The 23,934-nt window shown below is 66.1% G+C and carries 23 protein-coding genes; 13 read left to right on the plus strand and 10 right to left on the minus strand.

All coding sequences use genetic code 11. The features are described from left to right. Window positions 1-2 precede the first annotated feature (2 nt). The 5 genes from QHG62_RS04985 to QHG62_RS05005 all read left to right on the plus strand — a co-directional run bounded on the left by QHG62_RS04985 (window position 3) and on the right by QHG62_RS05005 (window position 4,108). Entirely contained in the window at window positions 3-890 is an 888-nt protein-coding gene (locus QHG62_RS04985; RefSeq protein ID WP_281149738.1) for a transporter substrate-binding domain-containing protein, read from the plus strand. A gap of 18 nt (window positions 891-908) precedes the next feature. After that, complete coding sequence (locus tag QHG62_RS04990) at window positions 909-1,646, plus strand: aspartate/glutamate racemase family protein (RefSeq protein ID WP_281149739.1); 738 nt, start codon at window positions 909-911, stop codon at window positions 1,644-1,646. A 142-nt stretch (window positions 1,647-1,788) separates the two neighbouring features. Beyond that, a complete protein-coding gene (locus QHG62_RS04995; RefSeq protein WP_281149740.1) occupies window positions 1,789-2,688 on the plus strand; it encodes a dienelactone hydrolase family protein in 900 nt (299 codons plus the stop codon). 105 nt (window positions 2,689-2,793) lie between these two features. Next, a complete protein-coding gene (locus QHG62_RS05000) occupies window positions 2,794-3,765 on the plus strand; it encodes a ZIP family metal transporter (RefSeq protein ID WP_281149741.1) in 972 nt (323 codons plus the stop codon). A gap of 130 nt (window positions 3,766-3,895) precedes the next feature. Beyond that, window positions 3,896-4,108, plus strand: coding sequence for a hypothetical protein (locus QHG62_RS05005; RefSeq protein ID WP_281149742.1), 213 nt, complete (start codon window positions 3,896-3,898; stop codon window positions 4,106-4,108). Window positions 4,109-4,161: 53 nt separating this feature from the next. Here the strand turns inward: QHG62_RS05005 and QHG62_RS05010 are convergent, their stop codons facing one another. Continuing rightward, complete coding sequence (locus tag QHG62_RS05010) at window positions 4,162-5,313, minus strand: NAD(P)/FAD-dependent oxidoreductase (RefSeq protein WP_281149743.1); 1,152 nt, start codon at window positions 5,311-5,313, stop codon at window positions 4,162-4,164. 201 nt (window positions 5,314-5,514) lie between these two features. Between QHG62_RS05010 and QHG62_RS05015 the strand changes: the two genes are divergently transcribed. From QHG62_RS05015 to QHG62_RS05025, 3 genes are all read left to right on the plus strand, one after another. Beyond that, window positions 5,515-6,228 (plus strand): helix-turn-helix domain-containing protein, encoded by a 714-nt coding sequence (locus QHG62_RS05015; protein ID WP_281149744.1) that lies wholly within the window; start codon window positions 5,515-5,517, stop codon window positions 6,226-6,228. Between the two features lie 164 nt (window positions 6,229-6,392). Further along, window positions 6,393-7,595 (plus strand): MFS transporter, encoded by a 1,203-nt coding sequence (locus tag QHG62_RS05020; RefSeq protein WP_281149745.1) that lies wholly within the window; start codon window positions 6,393-6,395, stop codon window positions 7,593-7,595. 155 nt (window positions 7,596-7,750) lie between these two features. After that, a complete protein-coding gene (locus QHG62_RS05025; RefSeq protein WP_281149747.1) occupies window positions 7,751-9,022 on the plus strand; it encodes a M20/M25/M40 family metallo-hydrolase in 1,272 nt (423 codons plus the stop codon). A gap of 69 nt (window positions 9,023-9,091) precedes the next feature. Here the strand turns inward: QHG62_RS05025 and QHG62_RS05030 are convergent, their stop codons facing one another. Genes QHG62_RS05030 through QHG62_RS05060 form a run of 7 tightly spaced genes read right to left on the minus strand, consistent with a single transcriptional unit; the run spans window position 9,092 to window position 15,386 of the window. After that, on the minus strand, window positions 9,092-9,739 hold the full coding sequence (locus QHG62_RS05030) for a DUF3299 domain-containing protein (protein WP_281149749.1): 648 nt from the start codon (window positions 9,737-9,739) through the stop codon (window positions 9,092-9,094). 4 nt (window positions 9,740-9,743) lie between these two features. Next, on the minus strand, window positions 9,744-11,006 hold the full coding sequence (locus QHG62_RS05035) for an ABC transporter permease (RefSeq protein WP_281149750.1): 1,263 nt from the start codon (window positions 11,004-11,006) through the stop codon (window positions 9,744-9,746). Between the two features lie 10 nt (window positions 11,007-11,016). Then, window positions 11,017-11,772 carry an ABC transporter ATP-binding protein gene (locus QHG62_RS05040; RefSeq protein WP_281149751.1) on the minus strand — a complete coding sequence of 252 codons (756 nt, stop codon included), beginning with the start codon at window positions 11,770-11,772 and terminating at the stop codon, window positions 11,017-11,019. A 4-nt stretch (window positions 11,773-11,776) separates the two neighbouring features. Continuing rightward, the gene (locus QHG62_RS05045) at window positions 11,777-12,361 is read right to left on the minus strand and encodes a DUF2796 domain-containing protein (protein ID WP_281149753.1); all 585 of its coding nucleotides are present in this window, start codon (window positions 12,359-12,361) and stop codon (window positions 11,777-11,779) included. Beyond that, window positions 12,358-13,266 (minus strand): sulfurtransferase, encoded by a 909-nt coding sequence (locus QHG62_RS05050; protein ID WP_281149755.1) that lies wholly within the window; start codon window positions 13,264-13,266, stop codon window positions 12,358-12,360. The genes QHG62_RS05045 and QHG62_RS05050 overlap by 4 nt, the downstream gene beginning before the upstream one ends. Before the next feature lie 37 nt (window positions 13,267-13,303). Further along, window positions 13,304-14,221 carry a DMT family transporter gene (locus QHG62_RS05055; protein ID WP_281151505.1) on the minus strand — a complete coding sequence of 306 codons (918 nt, stop codon included), beginning with the start codon at window positions 14,219-14,221 and terminating at the stop codon, window positions 13,304-13,306. 22 nt (window positions 14,222-14,243) lie between these two features. Further along, a complete protein-coding gene (locus QHG62_RS05060; RefSeq protein WP_281149756.1) occupies window positions 14,244-15,386 on the minus strand; it encodes an aromatic ring-hydroxylating oxygenase subunit alpha in 1,143 nt (380 codons plus the stop codon). A 281-nt stretch (window positions 15,387-15,667) separates the two neighbouring features. Between QHG62_RS05060 and QHG62_RS05065 the strand changes: the two genes are divergently transcribed. The 4 genes from QHG62_RS05065 to QHG62_RS05080 all read left to right on the plus strand — a co-directional run bounded on the left by QHG62_RS05065 (window position 15,668) and on the right by QHG62_RS05080 (window position 19,938). Continuing rightward, the gene (locus QHG62_RS05065) at window positions 15,668-15,934 is read left to right on the plus strand and encodes an exodeoxyribonuclease VII small subunit (protein WP_281149758.1); all 267 of its coding nucleotides are present in this window, start codon (window positions 15,668-15,670) and stop codon (window positions 15,932-15,934) included. Then, window positions 15,931-16,845 (plus strand): polyprenyl synthetase family protein, encoded by a 915-nt coding sequence (locus QHG62_RS05070; protein WP_281149759.1) that lies wholly within the window; start codon window positions 15,931-15,933, stop codon window positions 16,843-16,845. The genes QHG62_RS05065 and QHG62_RS05070 overlap by 4 nt, the downstream gene beginning before the upstream one ends. A 41-nt stretch (window positions 16,846-16,886) precedes the next feature. Beyond that, window positions 16,887-18,743 (plus strand): 1-deoxy-D-xylulose-5-phosphate synthase, encoded by a 1,857-nt coding sequence (gene dxs / locus QHG62_RS05075; RefSeq protein ID WP_281151506.1) that lies wholly within the window; start codon window positions 16,887-16,889, stop codon window positions 18,741-18,743. A gap of 112 nt (window positions 18,744-18,855) precedes the next feature. Then, window positions 18,856-19,938 carry a TRAP transporter substrate-binding protein gene (locus tag QHG62_RS05080; RefSeq protein WP_281149760.1) on the plus strand — a complete coding sequence of 361 codons (1,083 nt, stop codon included), beginning with the start codon at window positions 18,856-18,858 and terminating at the stop codon, window positions 19,936-19,938. Between the two features lie 106 nt (window positions 19,939-20,044). Here the strand turns inward: QHG62_RS05080 and QHG62_RS05085 are convergent, their stop codons facing one another. Both QHG62_RS05085 and QHG62_RS05090 read right to left on the minus strand, forming a co-directional pair. Then, complete coding sequence (locus QHG62_RS05085; protein ID WP_281149761.1) at window positions 20,045-21,826, minus strand: TRAP transporter large permease; 1,782 nt, start codon at window positions 21,824-21,826, stop codon at window positions 20,045-20,047. A gap of 12 nt (window positions 21,827-21,838) precedes the next feature. Further along, entirely contained in the window at window positions 21,839-22,435 is a 597-nt protein-coding gene (locus tag QHG62_RS05090) for a TRAP transporter small permease subunit (protein WP_281149764.1), read from the minus strand. Between the two features lie 192 nt (window positions 22,436-22,627). Between QHG62_RS05090 and QHG62_RS05095 the strand changes: the two genes are divergently transcribed. Further along, a complete protein-coding gene (locus QHG62_RS05095) occupies window positions 22,628-23,917 on the plus strand; it encodes an SUMF1/EgtB/PvdO family nonheme iron enzyme (RefSeq protein ID WP_281149765.1) in 1,290 nt (429 codons plus the stop codon). Window positions 23,918-23,934 lie beyond the last annotated feature (17 nt).

Here is a 23,934-nt window from a genome sequence, read left to right on the forward strand (position 1 = left end):
GCATGAAACTCTCCGCATTGATGGCCGCTGCTGCCGTGGTGCTGCTTACCGCCACCGGCGTCCAGGCCGCCGACACGCTGGCCAAGATCGCCGAGTCCGGCAAGATCACTCTCGCCTACCGCGAGTCGTCGGTGCCCTTCAGCTACCTGGACGGCCCCAACAAGCCGATCGGGTTCTCGGTCGAACTCTCCAACGCCGTGGTCGAGGCGGTGAAGAAAAAGCTCAACAAGCCCAACCTGCAGGTGCAGTTGATGCCGGTGACATCGCAGAACCGCATTCCGCTGATTACCAACGGCACGGTCGACCTGGAGTGCGGCTCCACCACCAACAACACCGCGCGCGGCAAGGACGTGGCCTTTGCCGTCAACCACTTCTACACGGGCACGCGCCTGTTGACCAAGAAGTCTTCCAAGATCAAGGACTACGCGGACCTGGCCAAGAAGACGGTGGCCAGCACCACCGGCACCACCAATGCGCTGGTCATGCGCAAGTACAACACCGAGAAGAATCTCGACATGGACATCGTGCTCGGCAAGGACCACGCCGACGCCTTCCTGCTTGTGGAGAGCGACCGCGCCGTGGCATTTGCCATGGACGACATCCTGCTGTTCGGCCTGATTGCCAACGCCAAGAACCCGGCCGACTACGAGGTGGTGGGCGAGGCGCTGCAGGTCGAGCCCTATGCCTGCATGCTGCCAAAGGACGACCCGGCCTTCAAGAAGCTGGTGGACGACACCTTCACCGGCCTGATGAAGAGCGGTGAGTTCGAAAAGCTCTACACCAAGTGGTTCATGTCGCCGATCCCGCCGAAGAACGTGCCGCTGAATTTGCCCATGAGCCAGCAGCTCAAGGACAACATCAAGGCCCCTTCAGACAAGCCGGCGACCTGATCCACGGAACTGCGCGCAATGGCTTCAACCAACGTAGTCGGCATTCTGGGCGGCATGGGCCCTGCCGCGGGGGCGGACTTCGTCCGTCTCTTCGTGCAGGCGTGCGCCCAGCAGATGCAGGCACGCGGGGAGCCGGTGCGTGACCAGTCTTTTCCGGAGCACTGGCTGGCGCAGGTGCCGGTGCCAGACCGCACCCATGCGCTGGGTTCGGCGGACAACGGTGCGCACCAGCCGCTGGAGCCGATGCTGCAGGCACTGGGACGGCTGGCTGCGCTGGGCAGCCAGGCCGTGGCCATTGCCTGCAACACCGCGCATGCCTGGCATGCCCGGCTGCAGGAACGCTTTCCCCAGGTGGAACTGCTGCACATGGCGCGCGAGGTGGCGCAGCATCTTGCCGCGCAAGGGGCGGGCAATGTGGCGCTGATGGCCACCGAGGGCACCTACCGCGTGCGTCTGTACGAGCAGGCGCTGGCCGAGGCGGGGCTCGATTGCCTTGTGCCGCTGCAGGAGGAACGCCGCACCATCACGCGCGGCATCTTCGACGGCGTGAAGGCCGGAAACATGCGGCTTGCCGAAGAATGTTTTTCGCAGGTGGCGCTGCGGCTCGCGGAACGCCACGGGCCGGTCACCATCATCATGGGCTGCACCGAGGTGCCGCTCGGACTGCAGGGCTCGGCCGCGGTTGCCGGGCTGGACCTGGTCGATCCGGCGCAGGTGCTGGCCGCCGCATTGGCCCGCCGCGCTTATCGCGACTGAAGACTTTAGGTCACAAGCAACCCTGTTGGCATACAGCCGGTCGAATACGGGCTGGGCTGAATTCGCCTACATTGCGGCGTGCGTTTTCACGCATCCCCTTTTCACGTCCTTTCAGTCCGACGATTCCACTGGAGCCCTTCCCATGTCCCTTCGCGATGACAGCCGTTCCGACTTCGATTCGCTTCGCCCCGGCGAGAGCACAGAGCAGGGCGCCACGCGCCGCACCGCACTCAAGGCCGCCATCGGCGTGGGCTATGCGGCCGCCGTGATGCCGGTCATGGCACAGACCGCCATCAGCACTTCGGCCGAAGGCCTGAAGGCCGGGCCCATCAAGTACACCGTCAACGGCTTCGAGGTGCCCGCCTATGCGGCGGCGCCGGCCGGCAAGACGGGCCTGCCGGTCATCCTGGTGATCCAGGAGATCTTCGGCGTGCATGAATACATTGCCGATACCTGCCGCCGCTTTGCGCAACTCGGCTACCTGGCCATTGCCCCCGAGCTTTATGCGCGGCAGGGCGATCCGCGCGGCTACACCGACATTCCCAAGCTGCAGGCCGACATCGTGAGCAAGGTGCCCGATGCGCAGGTCATGGCCGACCTGGACGGCGCGCTTGCGTATGCCGGGGCCAACGGCGGCAATGTTGCCAAGGCCGGCATTACCGGCTTCTGCTGGGGCGGCCGTATCGTGTGGCTCTATGCCGCCACCGGCAAGGTCAAGGCCGGCGTCGCATGGTACGGCCGGCTGGTCGGCCAGCCGGGCGAACTCACGCCCCGGCATCCCATCGACATTGCGGCCAACCTCCAGGCGCCCGTGCTCGGTTTGTACGGCGGAAAAGACCAGGGCATCCCGCTTGACACGGTTGATAAGATGAAAGCAGCGTTGGCAAATGGGACTCCGGCTGCCAAGGCTTCGAGCTTCGTCGTGTATCCCGAAGCAGGCCACGCGTTCCATGCCGACTACCGCCCCAGCTACGTGAAAAGCGCGGCCGAGGACGGATGGCAGCGAGCCACGGCCTGGTTCAAAGCCAATGGCGTCGTCTGACGACGGCCTGTAGCCACTCACCGCCGAAGGCCGTCCACGTGACGGCCTTTCTCTTTGTATGAACGTTGTCGGGCATCGATGCCCACCGAAATTGCGCAAGCAGCTATGAATTTGATAGTGATCATTGCGGCGACCCTGGTTGCCGGCATCGGAAGCGTATGGCTCGCGGCCCTGCTCTTGCGCGTGGGCGTGCGCAGCGGATCGGGCGGGGTGAATTCGCAGCACTTGTTGAGCCTGGCTGCGGGGGCGCTGCTTGCCACTGCCTTCATGCATCTGCTGCCCGAAGCCTTCGAAAGCCGCATCGAACCGGCGCTGCTCTTCGGCGTGCTGCTGTTCGGCCTGGTGTTCTTCTTTTTGCTCGATAAAGCCGAGCTCTGGCACCACGGGCACGAGCATCACCACGGTAGCCCGGCGCCGGGGCCGGTCGCCGCAGGGCACAAGGCGGACCACGCGCACGATCATGCCCATGGCCACGCCCACAACCATGGCCACGGCGACCACGGCCACTCGCACAGCCGCGCGCCTCACGGGCGCGGCGGCTGGGCCGTGCTCACCGGCGACAGCGTGCACTGCTTCGGCGACGGCATCCTGATTGCATCCGCCTTCATCGCGGACATGCGCCTTGGCTTGGTAGCCGCCATTGCGGTGCTCGCGCACGAAGTTCCGCATCACATCGGAGACCTCGTGGTGCTGCGCCAGAGTTCGGCCAACCAGCGGGCGGCGCTGGTCAAGGTGTCGCTCGCCGGCACCATGACCATGCTCGGCGGCATCGTCGGATGGTGGCTCGTCGACCAGCTGCACGGATGGTTGCCGTACTTCCTGGTGCTGGCCAGCAGCAGCTTTGTCTATGTGGCACTGGCCGACCTGATTCCACAACTGCAGAAGCGCTTGCCCGCGCGGCAGACCGCGGCGCAGATCGCCTGGCTTGTGGTGGGCATTGCGCTCGTCACGCTTGTGAGCCGGCTTGCACACGGCGAGCACGATCATGGCCACTCGGATCACGGCCACTCGGAACACGGCCACGCCGATCACGGCCATGCGCACGAAGGCGAAGCGGCCCCGGCGCACAAGGACTGAGTTGCGCGAGGGCGATGGATACGTTCCGAAACCGACGCTGTTCCGGGGAATTGACGCACGGCACCCGAAAGAGGTGCAACATCGGGGGTCTGACGAATGTTTCGCCTATCTCATCGCCGAGGAACCGATCATGAACAACGTCGACGCCAAGAAGCGCCCCGCACCGCCATCGCCCGAAGATGACGACGACGATTCGCCCGTCGACGACTTCGAAGAATCGGAATCCGAAGCCGACGACGACCTGTCGGGGACCGGCATCGACCTGACGGACGCCAGCGAGCTCGATGCCGACAACGTGCCCGCAGACGAAGAGTTTGCGCGGGTGATGAACGCGCCCGACTAGGCCGCTTTGAACCAGCTCTCTCCAGCCATCCAGCCTTTCGCTACCCGGCTATTTCAGTTGACGCGCAAGCGCTGCGGCCCGAGCATTTCGGCCGTGAGCCCAAAGCTCGCAATGCGCTGCGGCACCGGCAATCCGCGTGCGAGTGCCGCACAGGCCTCGCCCATGGCCGGCGAAGTCTGGATGCCGTAACCCCCTTGCGCTGCCAGCCAGAAGAAGCCGGGCGCCTGGGGCTCGAAGCCGCCCACCAGGTCGCCATCGGCCACGAAGGAGCGCAGGCCGGCCCATGTGCGGGTGGGGCGGCGAATGGTGAGCGTGGTGGCTTCCTCGATGCGGTGGATGGCAAAGGCGACGTCCAGTTCTTCGGGCTGCACGTCCTGCGGCTCGACCGGATCGGCGTTGGCCGGCGAGCCGAGCAGCATGCCGGCGTCGGGCTTGATGTACCAGCCCTCATCCGCGCTGAACACCATGGGCCAGTGGGCGACGTTGCAGCCTTCGGGCGGTGCGAAGATGAACGCCGAGCGCCGGCGCGGCTCGATGCCGATGGGCCGCACGTCCGCCAGTTGCGCAATGGTGTCGACCCACGCGCCCGCCGCATTGATGACCACCGGCGCTTCGTAGACCACGTCGCCCGCCGTCACGCGCCAGTGGTCGCCCACTCGTTCGAGCGCCGTCACGCCGGCGTCGCACACCAGCTTGCCGCCGGCCTGCCGCATGCCGCGCAGGTAGCCCTGGTGAATGGCGTGCACGTCCATGTCGGAAGCATCGGGCTCATAGACGCCGCCTGCCACTTGTTCGGGCCGCAGCGCCGGCACCATCTCGATGGCTTCTTCGCTGCTGAGGCGCTTTGCGCCTGTGTTCATCGCGCGCAGCACTTCCCAGTGGGCCTCGAGTTCGGCCACGTGCTCTGCGTCGGCCACCATCAAGGCACCGCGTGGCGTGAGCAGCGGATGCTCGGCAAAACCTTCGGGCGGATGTTCGAGAAACGCACGGCTTGCCATGGTGAGCGCGCGGACCTGCGCCGTGCCGTAGCTTTCCATGAAGAGCGCGGCCGAGCGGCCGGTGGAGTGATAGCCGGGCTGGGCTTCGCGCTCGAGCAGGATCACGCGGGCATGCGGCGCAAGCCAGTAAGCCACCGAGGCGCCGGCAATGCCGCCGCCAATCACGAGATAGTCGGCCGCAACGGGCGCTGGTGTGTTCGAAGTCATGGCTGAAAGTGTAGGTAGAAATTTGCGTATACGCAAATTTATTCGGGCGGGCCAATTCAGTAGCAACGTGCACCGTGCCGGTGGAATTTGCGTCCACGCAATTTGCGAATACGCAATTCACGAAACCGAAAGCGAGAGCCTGGGCCGGGAATCGGACATTGCACTGGCAGAATCGTGCTGCACTACAAGAGAGAGCCAAGCGTGAATCCACACACGGGCACCAAGCCGGGGACCAAGCCCAGGGGCGAGCAGCAGCCCACGCTCGACCGCACCACCTTCGGCAATCGGCTGCGCACCGCACGCAAGCGTTTCGGCTGGACGCTGGCACAACTGGCCGAGCGTTCGGGCGTGTCGATCACCACCATTTCGCGCGCGGAACGCGGGCAACTCGCGCTCGGGTACGAAAACTTCACCGCGCTCGGCCGCGCGCTCGAAATGGACATGAACGCGATGTTCGCGGGTGCCGGCATCAAGCCAGCGCAACTCGATGGACCGGTGGTCACGCGCGCGGGCAAGGGCGTGGTGTATCGCGGCCTTTCAATCGCCTACGAGTTCCTGGGCACCACGGCCGCGGGCAAGCAGATGAGCCCGATCGTCGGCACCGTGCACGCACGGCGCATCCATGGCCCCGAAGACTTCGTGAGGCACGCGGGAGAAGAGTTCGCCTATGTGCTTTCGGGAGAAATCGAAGTGCACTTCGACAACGGCAAGGTCGTGCGCCTTGCACGCGGCGACTCGCTGTACTTCGACAGCCGCATCGGCCACGCCTATGTGAGCGTGAGCCGCCAGCTCGCAAGGATCGTGGGCATGACCACGGCGGAAAGCGGGCACATGAAGTCGGCGCGCGAGGCGTCGGAGCCGAAGCCGGTGCGCAAGGCCGCGGCAAAGAAGCTCCGCGGCAGCAGGAAGGAATGAAAGAACGCCTCTTGCAGGGTGTTGACTGCGGCGCGGCGCCAACGCTATAGTCGCGGCCGCAGTCGCTCCCATGGCACTGCCGTAAGCGTTACCGTCATCCAACGCGTCCTTTGTCGAGAGGATCCCAGCAGGGAGTATCTCGATCCATAAAGACGCGCCTTGGCATGACATCACTTTTCTCATCCGCTTCCGTTCGCCCGCTCGAGACCCCTTCTGCTTTCAAGGGGCTCGCCCCGGTGGTACTGGCGGTCTTCCTCGGATTCCTTGCAATCAGCGTTCCCCTGGCCGCGCTCGCCCTCGAGGTGCGCGACCACCTGGGATTCGGCGCGGCCACCGTGGGCTGGGCCATCGGCCTCCAGTCGCTCGCCACCTTGCTGACCCGGCACCAGGCCGGAACGCTCTGCGACCAGCGCGGGCCGCGCGCCGCCGTGATTCTGGGCCTTCCCCTGGCCGCCTGTTCGGGGCTGGCCTATGGCCTGTCGAGCGCCTTGCCCATCGACCCTCTGGGGAAGCTTGCCGTCCTGCTGTTGGGGCGGCTGGTGGCGGGGCTTGGCGAAAGCCTGTTTCTCACCGGCTTGATGAGCTGGGGCATTGCGCGCGTGGGCGCCGCTCGCACCGGCAAAGTCATGTCGTGGACGGGCATCGCTATCTACGCTGCGCTCGGGCTCGGCGCGCCGCTCGGGCTGGCCGTGCAGGCGTCGTACGGCTTCGGCGGCGTGGGCGTGGTTGCGCTGCTGGCGCCGATGTTGGCCTGGATCATCGCAGTGCGCCTTCCGGCCGTGGCCGCGGCGGGCGGACAACGCGTGCCCTTCCATCGCGTGCTTGGACTGATCTGGCGGCCGGGCCTCGTGCTCGCACTGGCGACGGTGCCCTATGCCGCGATGGCAGCCTTCCTGACGCTCGACTACGCCGCCCATGGCTGGCCGAATGCCGGCACGGCGCTGCTCGGCTTCGGTGCCGCCTATGTCTTCGTGCGGCTGGTCGGCTCGGGCCTGCCGGACCGCTTCGGCGCGACGCGCGTGGCCGTGGGGTCATTGATTTTCGAGACCGTCGGGCAGGTGCTCGTCTGGCGGGCCTCCACGCCCGCAATGGCGGTGGGGGGAGCAACGCTGACTGGGCTGGGCTTTTCGCTCGTGTTTCCGGCAATGGGTGTGTTGGCGACCCGGTCGGTGCCGCCACAGCAGCGCGGCCGCGCGGTAGGCAACTTCATCGCGTTTGCGGACATCGCAATGGGAGTGACAGGGCCCGCAGTCGGCCTTGCGACGCAGTGGTTCGGCATCACGGCGGCGTTTCTCGTGGGGGCCGGCGCAACCTGTGCCGCCCTGTGCCTGCTGCCTGTCCTGCGGCTCGGCCGCGGCAGCGATTGACGCTGCGAACCCTGTTGCACACGGCCAACCATATGCGCGGTCCGGCGCCTGCCGGCCATTCCGCCCGCGCCACGGCACTGTCGCCAATTTGCAGCGCGGCGGGCTTCGGCTCGATATGCTGGCGCCCGCCATCCACTCCAACAAAGAGAACCTTCATGACAGTTCGCTCTTCGTCTTTCTTTGCCCTGCGCGCCATTGCACTGGCCTCGAGCCTCGTGCTCGGCGCGGTTGCCGCGGTGCATGCCGCGCCCGATGCAAAGCTGCTTGCCGCCGCCGAAAAGGCCCAGCCAGCGGTGATCGACAACCTCAAGGAAATGGTGCTGATCGAATCGGGCAGCCTCAATGTCGATGGCCTGCTCAAGATGGCCGACGTGGTGGAGGGGCGCCTGAAGGCTGCCGGCTTCAAGACCGAGCGGCGCAAGGCCGCAGCCGGAGCGGGCGCCGATCTCGTCATCGGCACCATCAAGGGAACCGGCAAGCGCAAGATCATGCTGCAGGGCCACATGGACACGGTGTACGCCGCCGGCATCCTGAACAGCCAGCCCTACAAGGTGGACGGCAATCGGATCTACGGCCCAGGCATTGCGGACGACAAGGGCGGGCTGGCGGTCATGCTGGCGTCGCTGAAAATCCTCGCCGATGCGGGCTGGCGCGACTACGACACGCTCACGGTACTCATGAACCCCGACGAGGAAGTGGGCTCGGTGGGCTCCGGTGAAATCATCGCGGCCATGGCCGACCAGCACGACACGGTGCTGTCGTTCGAGCCCACCGCGGCCAAGTCGGTGGCCAAGGGCGAATCGCTGCTGCTGGGCGCTGCCGGCATCGCGCAGGCCACGCTCGAAGTGAAGGGCCGTGCGTCGCACGCGGGTGCCGCACCCGAGCTGGGGCGCAACGCGCTGTACGAGCTGTCGTACCAGCTGCTGCAGACCCGGGACGTGGCCAAGGACATTCCCGGCGTGGCGCTCAACTGGACCGTGGCGCGTGCCACCGGCCCGATCAACCAGATCACCGAGAAGGCGCAGGCGCTCGGCGACATCCGCATCACGCAGCCCGGCGCCGAGAAGAAGCTCGAGGCCGCCCTGCAGGCGAAGCTCGCGAGCGGAAAGCTTGTGCCCGACACCGAGACCACGCTCAAGGTGGAAGTGGGTCGCCCGGCTTTCGTCGCGGGCGAGAAGGGCCGGGCGCTGGCCGAGAAGGCCCAGGCCATCTACAAGGAAATCGACCGCGAGCTCGCGCTCACGCCAATGACCGGCGGCGGCACCGATGCAGGCTATGCGGGCCGCTCCGGCAAGGCCACCGTGGTCGAGAGCTTCGGCTTGGCGGGCTTCGGCTATCACGCGCGCGACGAATACATCGAGGTCGACTCGATCGTGCCGCGCCTCTATCTCGTTACCCGGCTGCTGACCGAAATCGGCAAGCAGTAGCGGCATGCCGCTTGCGCCGCCGACGACCACGCCCGCGCGCATCGTCGATGCGGCGGTCTGTGCCGGTATTTACTTGGCGCCGCCCGCGTACTTGGTGACGCTCGTCGCGTTCACGTGATAGCCGCTCACGCCCATCATCGAGTCGTTGCGCATCGTCTGCAGCTTGCCGGTCACCCACACGGTGTCCATGGCGCGGAACTTGGCGCCCTTTGACGCCACCACGTGCAGGATCTGGTTGGCCGGCGGCGGCGGCGTGTGGATGCAGGCGCCGAAGTAGGGCACGAGCAGGAACTCGGTCACTTCGCCCTTGGCTTCTTCAAGCGGCACGATGAAGCCGGGAATCTTGATTTCGGCGCCGTTCATCGCGGGGTTGGTCGGTGCGTTGTTCGACACCTCCTGCATCTTCATGAGCAGCTCGTTGGCGCGCGGATCGCCGTCGTTCAGCGAGCTCAGGTCCATGCCCTTGAATTCCTTGGCCGGGTCCCAGTCCTTGGGCACCAGTTCTTCCCAGGTGATCTGCCGCGGCTGGCCCGGGGCGCCCTTGGCCGCGGCAGCTGGTGCGGCCGGTGCCGCCTTGCCGCCGAGCGGATTCGATGCGGTCGTGTCCTTGGGCGCGGGTTCGGCGGCCCATGTGGCGGCTGCGAGGCCGGCGCCGGCGAGCAGCATCGAAAGCCGGGTGAAAGCCCGGAACGTGGAGGTCTTCTTTGCGGTGCGCATGGTTTCAAATCCTGGGTGAGAGACCGTCGGCCAACGAGAGCCGGTAGGCACGGATGCCGGGCAGCAGGCTTGCGAGCCAGCCGGCAACCAGCAGGCTCGCCATCAGCAGCCATTCGTTCAGTGTAGGTTCTGAAAGGCTCAGTGTCAGTCCGAACTGCGACTGCAGCCATGGCGCGAGCAGGGCAATGCCAAGCACCGCCATGACCAGGCCGAAGGCGACGCCCAGCACGGTCACCATGGCGCCCTCGAGCGCGAGCAGCGCCAGCACATGGCGCAGGCCGGCGCCCACGGCGCGCAGCACGGCGAGTTCGCGGCGGCGCTCGTTCAGCCCCGCCATCACGACCGAGATAAGCCCCGCAAGGCTCACCAGCGCGACCAGCGCCGACATCAGCAGCAGCGCGTTCTCGCCGATGCCGATCACGCTCCACAGTTCGTCGAGCGCCACGCCGGGGAGAATGGCCATCAGCGGCTCGCCGGCGTAGGTGGAAATCCAGCGCTGCACGCCGAACACGGCCGAGCGGTTCTTCAGGCCGACAAGGGCGGCCGTCACGTTCTTTGGCGTGAGGTCGAACTTGCGCACCTGCTCGGCTGGAATCTTCACGCCGGGCATGGGTGCACCGCCCACCCATTCAAGATGAATGGCTTCCATCGCCTCGAGCCCGATGTGCACTGTGCGGTCGACCGGCGTGCCGGTGCGCGCGAGCACGCCGACCACGGTAAAGGGCTTGTCGGCGTGCTCCGATGCATTGAGTTCGCCGCTGCCATGGGCAAGGGTGATCTTCTGGCCGACGTGGTAGCCGAGCTTGTCGGCCACTTCGGCGCCCACCACCGCGTCGAACAGTGCGCTGAAGGGCTTGCCTTCGCGCACCTGCAGCGGCTGGCGGTTGCCGTAGCGGAACCGGGTGAAGTATTCGGGAGAAGTGGCCAGCACCGCGAAGCCCCGGTGCGAATCGCCCAGCGAAAGCGGCACCACCCAGTCGACGCCCTGGTGCGCGGCCAGGGCCTGCACGCTCTTCCAGGAAATGTTGTTGGTGGCGGCGCCGATGCGGAACACCGAATACAGCAGCAACTGCGTGGAGCCCGTGCGCGCACCCACGATCAGGTCGGTGCCGGAAACGGACGACGCAAAGTTCTCGCGCAGTTCGGTGCGAATGCGCTCCACGCCCAGCAGCAGGAAAGTCGACAGCGCAATAGAGAACACAGTGAGCGCGAGCGTGAAACGGCGGTTCCATGCACTGCGCCAGGCAATGGAAAAAAGAGCGCTCATGGGTGGGCCTTCATGCGTCCGCCGCCATTGCCGCGGTCGCTGCGCGATTGATGTCGGGCAGCAGCACGTGGCGGGCAAAGCGCTGCGCAATGCGCTGGTCGTGGCTCACGAACACCAGGGCGCTCTGGTGGGTTGCACAGGCCGTGAGCAACACGTCCAGAAAGGCCTCGCGCCGGTCTTCGTCGAGCGCGGAGGTGGGCTCGTCGGCAATCACCACCTCGGGCTGGCCGATGAGTGCACGTGCCGCTGCCACCCGCTGCTGCTGGCCGACCGAAAGCTGCATGGCCTGGCGCTTCCACAGGTTGCGGTCGAGGCCCATCTGGTCGAGCAGGTGCTCGGCCTCGTCACGTGAGCCGCGCGAGCTGCCGCTGCGCGCGGCCTGCGCTTCGCGCCGCTGCGAGAAGCGGCAGGGCAGCAGCACGTTGTCGAGCACGCTCAGGTACGGCAGCAGGTTGAACTGCTGAAAGATATAGCCCACGTGCGCAACGCGGCAGCGGTCGCGCGCGGCGCCGGAGAGCTGCGACCAGTCGTGCCCCAGCAGCGTCACGCGGCCTTCATCGGCCACCAGCACGCCCGCCAGCAAAGACAGCAGGGTGCTCTTGCCGCAGCCGCTCGGGCCGTGCAGGAACACCAGCTCGCCGGCAGTGATGCGAAAAGCCTCTATATCGATGCAGGGCGTTTTCATGCCCGGCCATGCAAAGCGCAGCGCTTCGGCAGCCAGCACCACGCGCAGCGGCGCCGACTCGGCCTGGGGGGCGGTGCCCACAGTTCTACTTGCCCCAGCCAAGGCGCACGGGCTGGCCGGCCTGGGCGCCGGCCGGGCGCTTGAGCTGGCGCTTGAACTGCCCCTGCGCCGAAGCAATCTGCGAATCGATCTGGCGCGTGCCCTTGAAGGCATTGAACAGGTTCACGTCAATGAACTTTGCCGCGGCCGCATTGGTGCAGTTGAAGGAAAAGGTGGCGTCCAGGTCTGCATGGCCGGGGGGCTCGTTCGGGTCGGGGTTGCCGAGGCCCAACGCGCTGGAGCGCAGGTCGACCGGGCCGAGCTTGCAGTTGGCGGCCGGGTCGATGGCAAAGAGCTTGTCGGCCGCGCGCAGCTGGGCAATGGCTTCTTCGGCGGTTTTCTTCTCGGCATCGGTCTTGGGCGCGCGCTCGAAGCCCACGATGTTGTCGAGCGGCGACTCCATGTCGATCACCACCGTGGGGCCGTCGATGGCCACGTCGAGCTTCATCTGCCCGTGCACATGCGCATGCTGCTGCTGGGCCTGCGCGGAAACAAAGGGGGCTGCGAACAGTGCTGCAGCAGCGAATGCGAGTCCGGATGAAATGCGTCGTCGAAGTCGGATGTGCTTCATGGTTCAGCGCCTTGCCGGGTCGGCAGCCCCGGCGTGTTGCTCCATTCGCTCCAGCTGCCGGCATAGAGCGCGGTCGTCCCAAGCCCTGCGATCTGCATTGCAAGCAGGTTGGGCACAGCGCTCACGCCGCTGCCGCATTGGTGGACAACCGTCGCCGGATCGCGTCCCGCAAGCAGTGCTTCGAACTCGGCACGCAATTGCGAGGCCGGCTTGAATTTGCCGTCGGGGCCGAGGTTTTCGGCGAAGGGCCGGTTCAGGGCCCCGGGGATGTGACCCGCGATCGGGTCCAGAGGTTCCACCTCTCCGCGATAACGCGCGGCAGCCCGCGCGTCGATCAGCTGCTGGTCAGGTTGGCCGAGCCGGCCCACCACAGTGTCGGTGGTCACAAGCTTTGCAAGCGGCTCCCCCGGCACGAAGTTCGACTGGAAGTGCGCGGGCTCTTCGCGGTCGGTGACTTTGCCGCCCGCGGCCTGCCAGGCTTGCAGGCCGCCGTCGAGCACCGCCACCGCGTCGTGGCCCATCCACTTGAGCATCCACCACAGGCGGCCGCAGTAGTTGGCTCCGTTGCGGTCGTACACCACCGCCTGCATCTCGTTGGAAAAACCGACGCTCGAAAGCCAGGCCGCAAACTTTTCTCGGCTCGGCAGCGGGTGGCGGCCGCCCGAGGCAGGCACGCCGTCTTCCTGTGCCACCACCACGTCGCCGTGCGCGCCGGGCATGCCGTGCTTTGCGCTGAGGTCGGTGTCGAGGTTGGCATACACCGCGCCCGGAATGTGGGCGGCGGCATATTGCTGCGCGCCTGCCTCGGGCTTCATGAGGTCGAAGCTGCAGTCGAAAACCATGAGGGGCAGGTCGCCAGCTTGCAGTTGCTGGAGTTGTTCGACGCTGACGAGGGTTGTGTACATGGCGGGCTCCTTCGTTGTCGATGAGGTTCGATGCGGTTCAGTGTTCTTCTGCCGGCGCCTTGGGCACTGCGCGCTGGCGCAGCACCGTGGCCGCAATGCCGCTCACGATGATGAGCGCCATGCCGGCCCAGCCGGCGGCGTCGATGCGGTCGTCGAACAGCACCACGCTGTAGAACGCCGCAAAGACAATGCCGGAATACTGCAGGTTGGCCACCACCAGCGTACCGGCCTGGGTCTTTGCGGTGGCATAGGCGCGCGTCATGCAAAGCTGCCCCAGGGCGGCCAACAGGCCGATCGGCAACAGCCACAGCGCATGCTGCCACGTCCATGAATTTCCGCCAGAAAACCCGGTGGCGGCGGTGGCAAACGCGCCGGCCACGGCCGATCCGACCGCGAAATAGAACACCGTGCGCAATTCGGGCTCGCCGATGCGCGACAGCGCCACCACCTGCATGTAGGCGAATGCGGCCGTAAGCCCGGAAAGCAGACCGAGCAGCCCTGCGAAACCCTGGCTCGCATCCACGCTGGGCTTGAGCATGAGCACCACGCCCACGAATCCCGCCAGCACGGTCAGCGCAAGGGTGCCCTGCAGCGGCGGCCGCTCCACGCGGCCGTCGCGTCCGGGCACCGGCACCCAGGCCAGCAGCGTGCCGCCGACCAGAAAGGCCGCGATCCACACGCTGCTCATGTAGTTGAGCGTGACGGCCGTGGCCAGCGGCATGTGCGCAATGGCGTAGAACCATGCGCCGAGCGAGACCACGCCAATGGTGCTGCGCCAGGCGTGCATGCCCGGATAGCGCGTGGCCAGCGGAACACCGCGGTTGCGCGCCAGCAGCCACAAGAAAACGATGCCGATCAGGCCGCGCCCGAGCACCATCTCACCACTGTTGAACCACACCGAAGCCACCTTGACCACCACGCTCATGGTGGCGAACAAGAAGGCGCCGAGCACCATCCAGAGCGCTTGCACTACGGGCTCAGGCGTTCTGCTGCATTGCGCTGCGGTACCACTCGTGGAACTGCTGCATGCCGTCTTCCATGGGGCTCTGGTAAGGGCCGCTCTCGTCGTCGCCGCGCAGCATCAGCGCGCGGCGGCCGGCGTCCATGCGCTCGGCAATCTCGTCGTCTTCCACGCAGGTTTCCATGTAGGCGGCCTGCTGGGCTTCGACGAACTCGCGCTCGAACGCGACGATTTCCTCGGGGTAGAAGAACTCCACCATGTTGAGCGTCTTGGTGGGGCTCACCGGGTGCAGCGTCGATACCGTGAGCACATGCGGATACCACTCGACCATGACGTGCGGGTAGTAGGTGAGCCAGATCGCGCCGTACTTCGGCGGCTTGCCTTCGCGGTACTTGAGCAACTGCTCTTGCCACTTTTGATAGATGGGGCTGCCCGCGCGGCCGAGCCGGTTGGCTACGCCCACGGTTTGCACCGAGAAGTTGCGGTTGAACTCCCAGCGCAGGTCGTCGCAGGTGACAAAGCTGCCAAGGCCCGGGTGGAACGGCCCGACATGGTAGTCCTCAAGGTAGACCTCGATGAAGGTCTTCCAGTTGTAGTTGCACTCGTGCAGTTCGACGCGGTCGAATGCGTAGCCCGTGAAGTCCAGGTCGGCGCGGGGGCCGAGATCGGCCATATCGGCCGCCACGTCGCGCCCGAGGCCGTTTGCGCCGCGCTCGAACAGGAGGCCATTCCACTCGGTGAGCGGGTAGTTGTGCAGATTGAGGCAGGGGTCCTGGTCGAAATGCGGCGCGCCGATCAGCGTGCCCGTGGTGCGCGGGTCGCTAGCGGCGTAGGTCCAGCGGTGCAGCGGGCAAACGATATTGCCGCCGGTCTGGTTGTCGAGCTGGCCGCGGCCCTGCAGGATGAGCGCCTGCCGGTGGCGGCACACGTTGGAGATGAGCTCCACCCCCTTGGGCGTGTGCACCAGCGCGCGGCCCTGATGCTCCTGCGGCAGGGTGTGGAAGTCGCCGAGCTCGGGCACGGCCAGGCGGTGGCCCACGTAGCGCGGGCCTTGCGCGAACAGCGTTTGCATTTCGCGCGCGTAGAGCGACTCGTCGAAGTACGCGGAAACTGGAAGTTGGCTCGTGGCCTGCTGCAGTTGAAGACTTAAATCAGACATGGAGGACCTGACCAAGCTCCCCACAGGGAGAAAAAGAGAAAAACGGAAGGCGCCGTCTGGGAAGGCAACGGCCCGAGAGTTGTGCCGGCGCGGCCGGCAGGGGAACACGCGATTGTACCCAAGGGGCCATCGCGGCGCCCGCAGCCTTTTGTATGCCCTTGCTGCAGATCGCGAAGCGTTCCCGTGGCCGTCGGCGACGCCATGCAACGGCCACAGCGGGGCGAGCGGCGCTCATTCGGTTCCCCGCCCTAAAATGCCCGATTTCATACTTGTTCTCCCGCATGCCCAAGGTTCCTTCTTCCGCCGCCTCCAGCGCGGCGACCTCGCCCGACACCGGACCGCTGCCGGCCAGCTACGAAGCCGGGCTCCAGGAGTTGGAACAATTGGTTGCAGAGCTCGAATCCGGCCAGCTGCCGCTCGACCAGTTGCTTGGCAGCTACCAGCGCGGCGCCGCGCTGCTCGCCTTCTGCCGCGAGAAGCTCCAGGCGGTCGAAGACCAGATCAAGGTGCTGGACGCGGGCAGCCTCAAGCCCTGGACCGCCGAATGAGCGCCGCCGTGGCCGATTGGGACGCCGCCCGTCTGGCAGGCTGGAGCGAGCCGCATCTGGCGCGTGTCGAAGCGGCGCTTTCGCGCTGGGTCGGCGTCGATTCACCTGTGCTGCTTGGCGACGCCATGCGCTATGCCGTGCTCGACGGCGGCAAGCGGCTTCGGCCCTTGCTGGTTCTGGCCGCGAGCGAAGCAGTCGGCGGCAATGCGGCCGCTGCGCTGCGCGCGGCCTGCGCAACCGAACTCATCCATGCCTATTCGCTGGTGCACGACGACCTGCCGTGCATGGACAACGACGTGCTTCGGCGTGGCAAGCCCACGGTGCACGTGAAATTCGGCGAAGCCGATGCGCTGCTGGCCGGCGACGCCCTGCAGGCCCTGGCATTCGAACTGCTGACGCCCGAAGGCGACGAAATTCCCGCATCGATCCAGGCCACGCTGTGCCGGCTGCTGGCACGCGCCGCCGGCAGCCAGGGCATGGCCGGCGGACAGGCCATCGACCTTGCCAGCGTGGGCCTGGCGCTGAACGAAGCGCAGCTGCGTGAAATGCACCGCCTGAAGACCGGCGCGCTGCTGCAGGGCAGTGTCGAAATGGGTGCGGCCTGCGCGGCCGGCGTGGCGCCCGCGGCATTGGCGGCGCTGCGCGACTACGGCGCGGCCATCGGCCTGGCGTTCCAGGTGGTCGACGACATCCTCGACGTGACGGCCGATTCGCAAACCCTCGGCAAGACGGCGGGCAAGGACGCTGCGGCAGACAAGCCCACTTATGTTTCGCTGTGGGGCCTCGACGGTGCGCGCGCGCAGGCAAGGCAGCTGCTCGCCGAAGCGCTTGCGGCCCTGGAGCGCAGCGGCCTGGCGGACACGGCAGCGCTGCGTGCGCTGGCGCACATGGTCGTCGACCGCGACCGATGAACTCTGTTGAACAGATGGACAAGAAGAACCACGACGCTCCCATGGCCCCGCTGCTTCCCACGCTGCACGATCCCTCGCCCATCCGGCAGTTCGACCGGGCCCAGCTCAAGCAGCTGTCCGACGAAGTGCGCGCCTGCGTGCTCGACAACGTTTCGCGCACCGGCGGGCACCTGAGTTCCAATCTCGGAACGGTGGAGCTCACCGTGGCGCTGCACCATGTGTTCAACACGCCGCACGACCGGCTGGTGTGGGACGTGGGCCACCAGACCTATCCGCACAAGATCCTCACGGGCCGGCGCGATCGCATGCCCACGCTGCGGCAGATCGGCGGCATCTCGGGCTTCCCGCAGCGTAGCGAGAGCGAATACGACACCTTCGGCACCGCGCATTCGTCCACCAGCATCTCGGCCGCGCTGGGCATGGCCATGGCCGCCAAGCAAAAGGGCGAAGACCGCCATGCCGTGGCCATCATCGGCGACGGCGCGCTCACCGCCGGCATGGCCTTCGAGGCGCTCAACAACGCCGGCGTGTGCGACTGCAAGCTGCTGGTGATCCTGAACGACAACGACATGTCGATCAGCCCGCCGGTCGGCGCGCTCAACCGCTACCTTGCGCAGCTGATGAGCGGCAACTTCTACGCCGCCGCCAAGAACGTGGGCAAGAGCGTGCTGCGCGCCGCGCCGCCGCTGTTCGAGCTGGCCAAGCGCTTCGAGCAGCATGCCAAGGGCATGGTGGTTCCGGCCACGCTGTTCGAGCAGTTCGGCTTCAACTACGTGGGCCCCATCGATGGGCACGACATCGATTCGCTGGTGCCCACGCTCGAAAACCTCAAGCACCTGGACGGCCCGCAGTTCCTGCACGTGGTCACCAAGAAGGGGCAGGGCTACAAGCTCGCCGAGGCCGACCCGGTGGCCTACCACGGGCCGGGCAAGTTCGATCCGCAGGTGGGCCTGGTCAAGTCGGCCGCAGTGGCCAAGCAGACCTTCACGCAGGTCTTCGGCCAGTGGCTCTGCGACATGGCCGCGCACGACGGCCGCCTGGTGGGCATCACGCCGGCCATGCGCGAAGGTTCGGGGTTGGTCGAGTTCGAACAGCGCTTTCCCGATCGCTACTACGACGTCGGCATTGCCGAGCAGCATGCCGTAACGTTTGCGGCCGGCTTGGCATGCGAAGGCCTGAAGCCGGTGGTCGCCATCTATTCGACCTTTCTGCAGCGCGCCTACGACCAGCTGATTCACGACGTCGCAATCCAGAACCTGCCTGTGGTGTTTGCGCTGGACCGGGCGGGCCTCGTGGGTGCCGACGGCGCCACGCATGCGGGCGCGTACGACATTCCGTTCCTGCGCTGCATTCCCAACATGAGCATTGCGTGCCCGGCCGACGAGCGCGAATGCCGCCAGCTGCTCTCGAGCGCCTACGAACAGAACCACCCGGTGGCCGTGCGCTATCCGCGCGGATCGGGCGCCGGCGTTACGCCGCACCTGGCGCTCGATTCGCTGCCGTTCGGCAAGGGCGAAGTACGCCGCGAAGGCAAGCGCATTGCAATCCTTGCATTCGGCACCTTGCTGTACCCGGCGCTCACCGCAGCCGAATCGCTCGACGCAACCGTGGTCAACATGCGTTGGGCCAAGCCGCTCGACGTCGACCTGCTGCTGCAGGTGGCAGGCACGCACGACGCCATCGTCACGCTCGAAGAGGGCGCCGTCATGGGCGGCGCGGGCAGTGCGGTGCTCGAGGCGTTGCAGGCGGCCAACGTTCAGAAGCCTGTGCTCCAGCTGGGGCTGCCGGACCGCTTCATCGAGCATGGCGATCCGGCCAAGCTGCTCGCGTCCATCGGCCTTGACGCAGCGGGCATCCAAGCCTCGATTGCGCAGCGCTTCGGTTCCGTCGCAGGGTAAACCCCGGCGGGCTGCCTGTAAGCACGTTTTTACAATCGCGGCGACTTACGAAAGTCGTCGACGCGGCCACAAGCCGCGTTTCGTTTTTTCCAATGCACTCGGAGTGAATTCAATGGATCGTCGTTCCCTCATCAAAAACGCCGGCATTGCCGGCGTTCTGGCCGCCGGCATTGCGCCCGCAGTTCATGCGCAAGCCGCCGTCCGCTGGCGCCTGGCCTCCAGCTTTCCCAAGTCGCTGGACACCATCTACGGCGGCGCTGAAGTGTTTGCCAAGGCGGTCAAGGCCATGTCGGGCGGCAAGTTCGAAATCTCGGTTCATGCCGGCGGCGAGCTGATGCCTCCCTTCGGCGTGGTGGACGGCGTTCAAAACGGTTCGGTCGAGATGTGCCACACCGTGCCTTACTACTTCTACGGCAAGAACCCCGCATTCGCGCTGGGCTCGGCCATTCCGTTCGGCCTGAACTCGCGCCAGATGACCGCGTGGATGATGCACGGCAACGGCCGCAAGCTCATGAACGAGTTCTACGCCAAGTACAACATGGTGAGCTTCGCCGGCGGCAACACGGGCTGCCAGATGGGCGGCTGGTTCCGCAAGGAAATCAAGTCCGTGGCGGATTTCAAGGGCATGAAAATGCGCTTGGGCGGCGGCTTGATCGGCGAGGTCATGCAGAAGATGGGCGCCGTGCCGCAAAGCCTGCCGGGCGGCGAGATCTACCAGGCTCTCGAAAAGGGCACCATTGACGCCGCCGAATGGGTGGGACCGTACGACGACCAGAAGCTCGGCTTCAACAAGGTCGCGCCGTTCTACTATTACCCGGGGTGGTGGGAAGGCGGTCCGGAAGTGGACTTCTTCATCAACCAGAAGGCCATGGACGGCCTCTCGGCCGAGAACAAGGCCATCGTGGAAGCCGCCGCTGCCGTGGCATCGTCGGACATGCTTGCCAAGTACGACGCGTTGAACCCCATCGCGCTCAAGCAGCTTGTGGCCGCCAAGACCAAGGTGCTGCCGTTCTCGCAAGCCATGATGGACGCCGCCTACAAGGCTTCGCTCGAGGTCTATGCCGAGAATGATGCCAAGAGCCCTGAATGGAAGAAGATCTACGCCGACTTCCGCAGCTTCCAGCGCGACCAGGTGCTCTGGTTCCGTTTTGCGGAATCGCGCTTCGACTCGTTCATGTCCACGCTCAAGCTCTGATCCGGATTCATTCCGGCCAGCAAAAAGCCCCGCGTCGCGGGGCTTTTTTTTGCGTCTCCGAAAAGTACGCCGCTGCGACCCGGGGGGCGCAGGGGCTTTCTTCGAACTACTTCTTGCCGGCGTCCCGGTCGAGCTGTTCCTGCATGGCCTTCATCGGGTCTTCTTCCGCTGCAGGCGTTTCGGCGCCGGCCGGTGCCGAGGCGCCGGCCTCGGGCTCGGGGGCGGGCTGTGAATCGTCCTTCGGCATGTTGGCCTGCATCTCGGCGCCGATCTTGTCGAGGTCGACCGCTACCTCCTTGTCGAGCCCGCTCGAGACGATGGCCGGGAACGCGATGATCAGGCCGACCATGATGATCTGGATGAGCACGAACGGCACGGCTCCCCAGTAGATCTGCATGGTGGTGACGGGTTCGATGCGTTCGTTGGTGACCTTGTCGTTGTAGGCCTTCGTGGGCGCCACGCTGCGCAGGTAGAACAGCGCAAAGCCGAAAGGCGGATGCATGAACGAGGTCTGCATGTTCACAGCCAGCAGCACGCCGAACCAGATCAGGTCGATGCCCAGCTTGTGCGCCACGGGGGCCAGCAGCGGCACGACGATGAAAGAGAGCTCGAAGAAGTCGAGGAAGAACGCCAGGAAGAAGATCAGCACGTTCACCAGGATCAGGAAGCCGAGCTGGCCGCCTGGCATGCCGGTGAGCAGGTGCTCGACCCAGCGCGGCCCGTCTACGCCCTGGAACACCAGGCTGAAGATGGTCGAGCCGATCAGGATGAACACCACGAAGCACGACAGCTTGGTGGTGGTGTTGAGCGCCTGCTTGAGGAGGCTCATGCTGAGCCGGCCGCGCACCATGGCCATGATGAAGGCGCCGAGCGCGCCCATGGCACCGCCTTCGGTAGGGGTGGCCACGCCAAGGAAAATCGTGCCCAGCACCAGGAAGATGAGCAGCAGCGGCGGGATCAGCACGAAAGTCACGCGTTCGGCAATGCGCGACAGCAGGCGCAGCCGTAGCAGGCGATTGGCCACCGCGATCAAAAAGGCCAGCATCACGCCGACGCACATCGACACGACGATGGTTTCATCGGTGGCTACGCTGGTCACGGGCTGGCCGGTCCACCAGGTGTGGACGTCTGCAATGTGCTTGGCGAAGAACACGGCCGCCGCAGTGGCAAGGGCGGTCAGCACCAGCAGCGAGGGCAGGCCGCTGCTACCGCTCGGCTCGCGGAAGGTGCGTGCTTCGAGCGGCAGGGCCGGAACCCACTTGGGCTTGAAGATGGCCAGCAGGATCACGTAGCCCGCGTACATGGCGGTCAGCATGAAGCCCGGCACGAACGCGCCCTTGTACATGTCGCCCACGCTGCGGCCAAGCTGGTCGGCCATGATGATCAGCACCAGCGAAGGCGGAATGATCTGCGCCAGCGTGCCCGAAGCCGCGATCACGCCCGACGCGATGCGCCGGTCGTAGCCGTAGCGCAGCATGATCGGCAGCGAGATCAGGCCCATCGAGATGACCGAGGCCGCGACGACGCCGGTGGTGGCCGCAAGCAGCGCACCCACGAAGATCACCGCCAGCGCCAGGCCGCCGCGCACTGGGCCGAAGAGCTGTCCGATCGAGTCGAGCAGGTCTTCGGCCATGCCGCTTCGCTCCAGGATCAGTCCCATGAGCGTGAAGAACGGAATGGCCAGCAGCGTGTCGTTCTGCATGATGCCGAACACCCGCAGCGGCAGCGCCTGCAGCAGCGCCTCGGGCAAGAGGCCGAGCTCCACGCCGACGAAGCCGAAGAAGAGGCCGCAGGCGCCGAGGCTGAACGCCACCGGAAAGCCGAACAGCAGGAAGACGATCAGCCCCGCGAACATGATCGGGGCGAAGTTTTGCGTAATGAATTCCATGGGTGCTACCGCTCAGCCTTTGGCGTTGGATTCGGCGAGCCGGCGGATGGACTCCGCCAGTTCTTCTTCGGCGGTCTTTTCTTCCCGCTTCTGCGTGGGATCGCCGATGCGGCCCTGCAGGAACGCGATGCGCTTGATGAGTTCGGACCAGCCCTGGAGCATCAGCAGCGAGAAGCCCAGCGGGATCATGGCGTAGATCGGCCAGCGGATCAGCCCGCCGGCGTTGTTCGACATTTCGCCGGAGCGATAGCCCTGCAGGAAGAACGGAATGCCGTACCAGAGGATGGCCAGGCAAACCGGCGTAAGGAACAAGCTGAAGCCGATGATGTCGACCCAGATCTGGCCACGCTTGGACAGCCGGCTGAGGATCACGTCGATTTTCACGTGCTCCTGGTTCAGCAGCGTATAGCCCGCGGCAATCAGGAAGGACGCGGCGAACAGGTACCACTGCACTTCGAGATAGGCGTTGGAGCTGACGTTGAACACCTTCCGAATCACGGCATTGACGCCGCTGATCACGGTGGACGCAAGGATGAGCCAGATCACGTACTTGCCGATCTGGCCGTTCAGCCAATCGACCGCGCGCGAAAATCTGAGCAGGAAATTCATGCTCTTCTCCAGAAGAATGGATGCTTGGATGCAGAAGCGGCCCGGACTCGGCCGGCGAGCGGCGGTCGGGGCTTTTGCGGACGCGCGATTTTATCGGCGCGGAAAGCCGTTTTCGGGCGCAGCCGGGCGGTGTATTCCCGTAGACGCGCTCGCCGTGCGCCGCGCTGGTGCCGCCGCTCGCCATAATGAAACATGCCATCGTCGCCGCCTTTGTTGCCCGCGGGCCTGCCGCACTCCATCGACTCGCCCGAGATGCGGCGCGCCGGCCGCGAACTGCTGTCGCTGGCCCTCATGGACGCGCGCAACCACACGCTCCACCTGCTGTCGCTCTACGAAGAGGCGCTGGCTTCGCCCGATCTTGCAGTGCCGCCCACGGACGACGCGGGCGTGGTGCCGCCGGTGTGGCTGGCCGGGCACATCGGCTGGTTTGCCGAATGGTGGATTGGCCGCAACACGCAACGCGCGTTCGGCGCCGACTGCCCGGTGCGCCCAACGCGGCTGGCTGCCATCGACCCCAACGCCGACGGCTGGTGGGACCCGGCCCAGGCCACGCGGCAGCAGCTCTGGTCGCCGGCCCTGCCGGACCTCGGCCAGACCAAGGCCTATCTGCTCGAAACACTGGAGAGCACGCTCGAGCTGCTGGAGCATGCGGCCGAGACCGATCCCGGCCTGTACTTCTACCGCCTTGCGCTTTTCCATGAAGACCTGCGCGGAGAACAGTTCATCGTCATGGCGCAAACGCTGGGGCTGCCTCTTGGGATCGAACAACTGCCGATTTCGGTCACGCGCGAGCCGTTGGTGCTGCCCGCCACGCAGTGGGAGCTTGGCCTGCCCGAAGGCTGCGGGTTTGCCTTTGCGCAGGAGCAGGGCGCCTACCGCGTCGACGTGCCCGAATTCGAGATCGACGCACAGCCCGTGACCTGGAACCAGTTCATCGAGTTTGTCGACGAAGGCGGCTACGACCGCGAGGAACTCTGGCATCCGGAAGGCTGGCGCTGGCTGGCTGCGCAGGTTGAAGGACGCCGCGGGCCGCGGCATGTCGAGCAGATTGGCGCGGCCCGCCACGGCACCGGCGGCTCGGTATTGCAGCACCGTTTCGGTGCAACCGTGCGTGCGGCGGGCCACCACAGCGCGGTGCACCTGAGCTGGTGGGAGGCCGATGCCTGGGCGCGCTGGGCCGGCCGTCGCATCGCGACCGAGGTCGAATGGGAGATTGCCGCGCAGACGGCGGCCCGGCGTGGCTTTCGCTGGTCGGACGTGCATGAATGGACCGCGGGCACGCTGCGGCCATGGCCGGGTTTTTGGGCCGATCCATGGAGCGGCGGCGGCGAGTTCGATCCGACCCCGGCATTCGGCAAGGCCCGCGTCCTGCGCGGTGCCTCGTTCGCGACCCGTGCGCGCCTGCGCTCCCCGCGGCGGCGCAGCTTCGCACTGCCGGGACGCGACGACGGTTTCTTCGGCTTCCGGACCTGCAGCCTCTGATTCGCCTCGGAGCCCTC

Origin of the sequence: Variovorax paradoxus (assembly GCF_029919115.1) — a bacterium.
In the GTDB taxonomy this organism is placed as follows: Bacteria; Pseudomonadota; Gammaproteobacteria; order Burkholderiales; family Burkholderiaceae_C; genus Variovorax; species Variovorax paradoxus_O.

Excerpts from the sequence above, each read along its gene's own strand:
- QHG62_RS04985 (WP_281149738.1), top strand. The coding sequence starts at position 3 with ATGAAACTCTCCGCATTGATGGCCGCTGCTGCCGTGGTGCTGCTTACC.
- QHG62_RS04990 (WP_281149739.1), top strand. The coding sequence starts at position 909 with ATGGCTTCAACCAACGTAGTCGGCATTCTGGGCGGCATGGGCCCTGCC.
- QHG62_RS04995 (WP_281149740.1), top strand. The coding sequence starts at position 1,789 with ATGTCCCTTCGCGATGACAGCCGTTCCGACTTCGATTCGCTTCGCCCC.
- QHG62_RS05000 (WP_281149741.1), top strand. The coding sequence starts at position 2,794 with ATGAATTTGATAGTGATCATTGCGGCGACCCTGGTTGCCGGCATCGGA.
- QHG62_RS05005 (WP_281149742.1), top strand. The coding sequence starts at position 3,896 with ATGAACAACGTCGACGCCAAGAAGCGCCCCGCACCGCCATCGCCCGAA.
- QHG62_RS05010 (WP_281149743.1), bottom strand. The coding sequence starts at position 5,313 with ATGACTTCGAACACACCAGCGCCCGTTGCGGCCGACTATCTCGTGATT.
- QHG62_RS05020 (WP_281149745.1), top strand. The coding sequence starts at position 6,393 with ATGACATCACTTTTCTCATCCGCTTCCGTTCGCCCGCTCGAGACCCCT.
- QHG62_RS05025 (WP_281149747.1), top strand. The coding sequence starts at position 7,751 with ATGACAGTTCGCTCTTCGTCTTTCTTTGCCCTGCGCGCCATTGCACTG.
- QHG62_RS05030 (WP_281149749.1), bottom strand. The coding sequence starts at position 9,739 with ATGCGCACCGCAAAGAAGACCTCCACGTTCCGGGCTTTCACCCGGCTT.
- QHG62_RS05035 (WP_281149750.1), bottom strand. The coding sequence starts at position 11,006 with ATGAGCGCTCTTTTTTCCATTGCCTGGCGCAGTGCATGGAACCGCCGT.
- QHG62_RS05045 (WP_281149753.1), bottom strand. The coding sequence starts at position 12,361 with ATGAAGCACATCCGACTTCGACGACGCATTTCATCCGGACTCGCATTC.
- QHG62_RS05050 (WP_281149755.1), bottom strand. The coding sequence starts at position 13,266 with ATGTACACAACCCTCGTCAGCGTCGAACAACTCCAGCAACTGCAAGCT.
- QHG62_RS05055 (WP_281151505.1), bottom strand. The coding sequence starts at position 14,221 with ATGGTGCTCGGCGCCTTCTTGTTCGCCACCATGAGCGTGGTGGTCAAG.
- QHG62_RS05060 (WP_281149756.1), bottom strand. The coding sequence starts at position 15,386 with ATGTCTGATTTAAGTCTTCAACTGCAGCAGGCCACGAGCCAACTTCCA.
- QHG62_RS05065 (WP_281149758.1), top strand. The coding sequence starts at position 15,668 with ATGCCCAAGGTTCCTTCTTCCGCCGCCTCCAGCGCGGCGACCTCGCCC.
- QHG62_RS05070 (WP_281149759.1), top strand. The coding sequence starts at position 15,931 with ATGAGCGCCGCCGTGGCCGATTGGGACGCCGCCCGTCTGGCAGGCTGG.
- dxs (WP_281151506.1), top strand. The coding sequence starts at position 16,887 with ATGGCCCCGCTGCTTCCCACGCTGCACGATCCCTCGCCCATCCGGCAG.
- QHG62_RS05080 (WP_281149760.1), top strand. The coding sequence starts at position 18,856 with ATGGATCGTCGTTCCCTCATCAAAAACGCCGGCATTGCCGGCGTTCTG.
- QHG62_RS05085 (WP_281149761.1), bottom strand. The coding sequence starts at position 21,826 with ATGGAATTCATTACGCAAAACTTCGCCCCGATCATGTTCGCGGGGCTG.
- QHG62_RS05090 (WP_281149764.1), bottom strand. The coding sequence starts at position 22,435 with ATGAATTTCCTGCTCAGATTTTCGCGCGCGGTCGATTGGCTGAACGGC.
- QHG62_RS05095 (WP_281149765.1), top strand. The coding sequence starts at position 22,628 with ATGCCATCGTCGCCGCCTTTGTTGCCCGCGGGCCTGCCGCACTCCATC.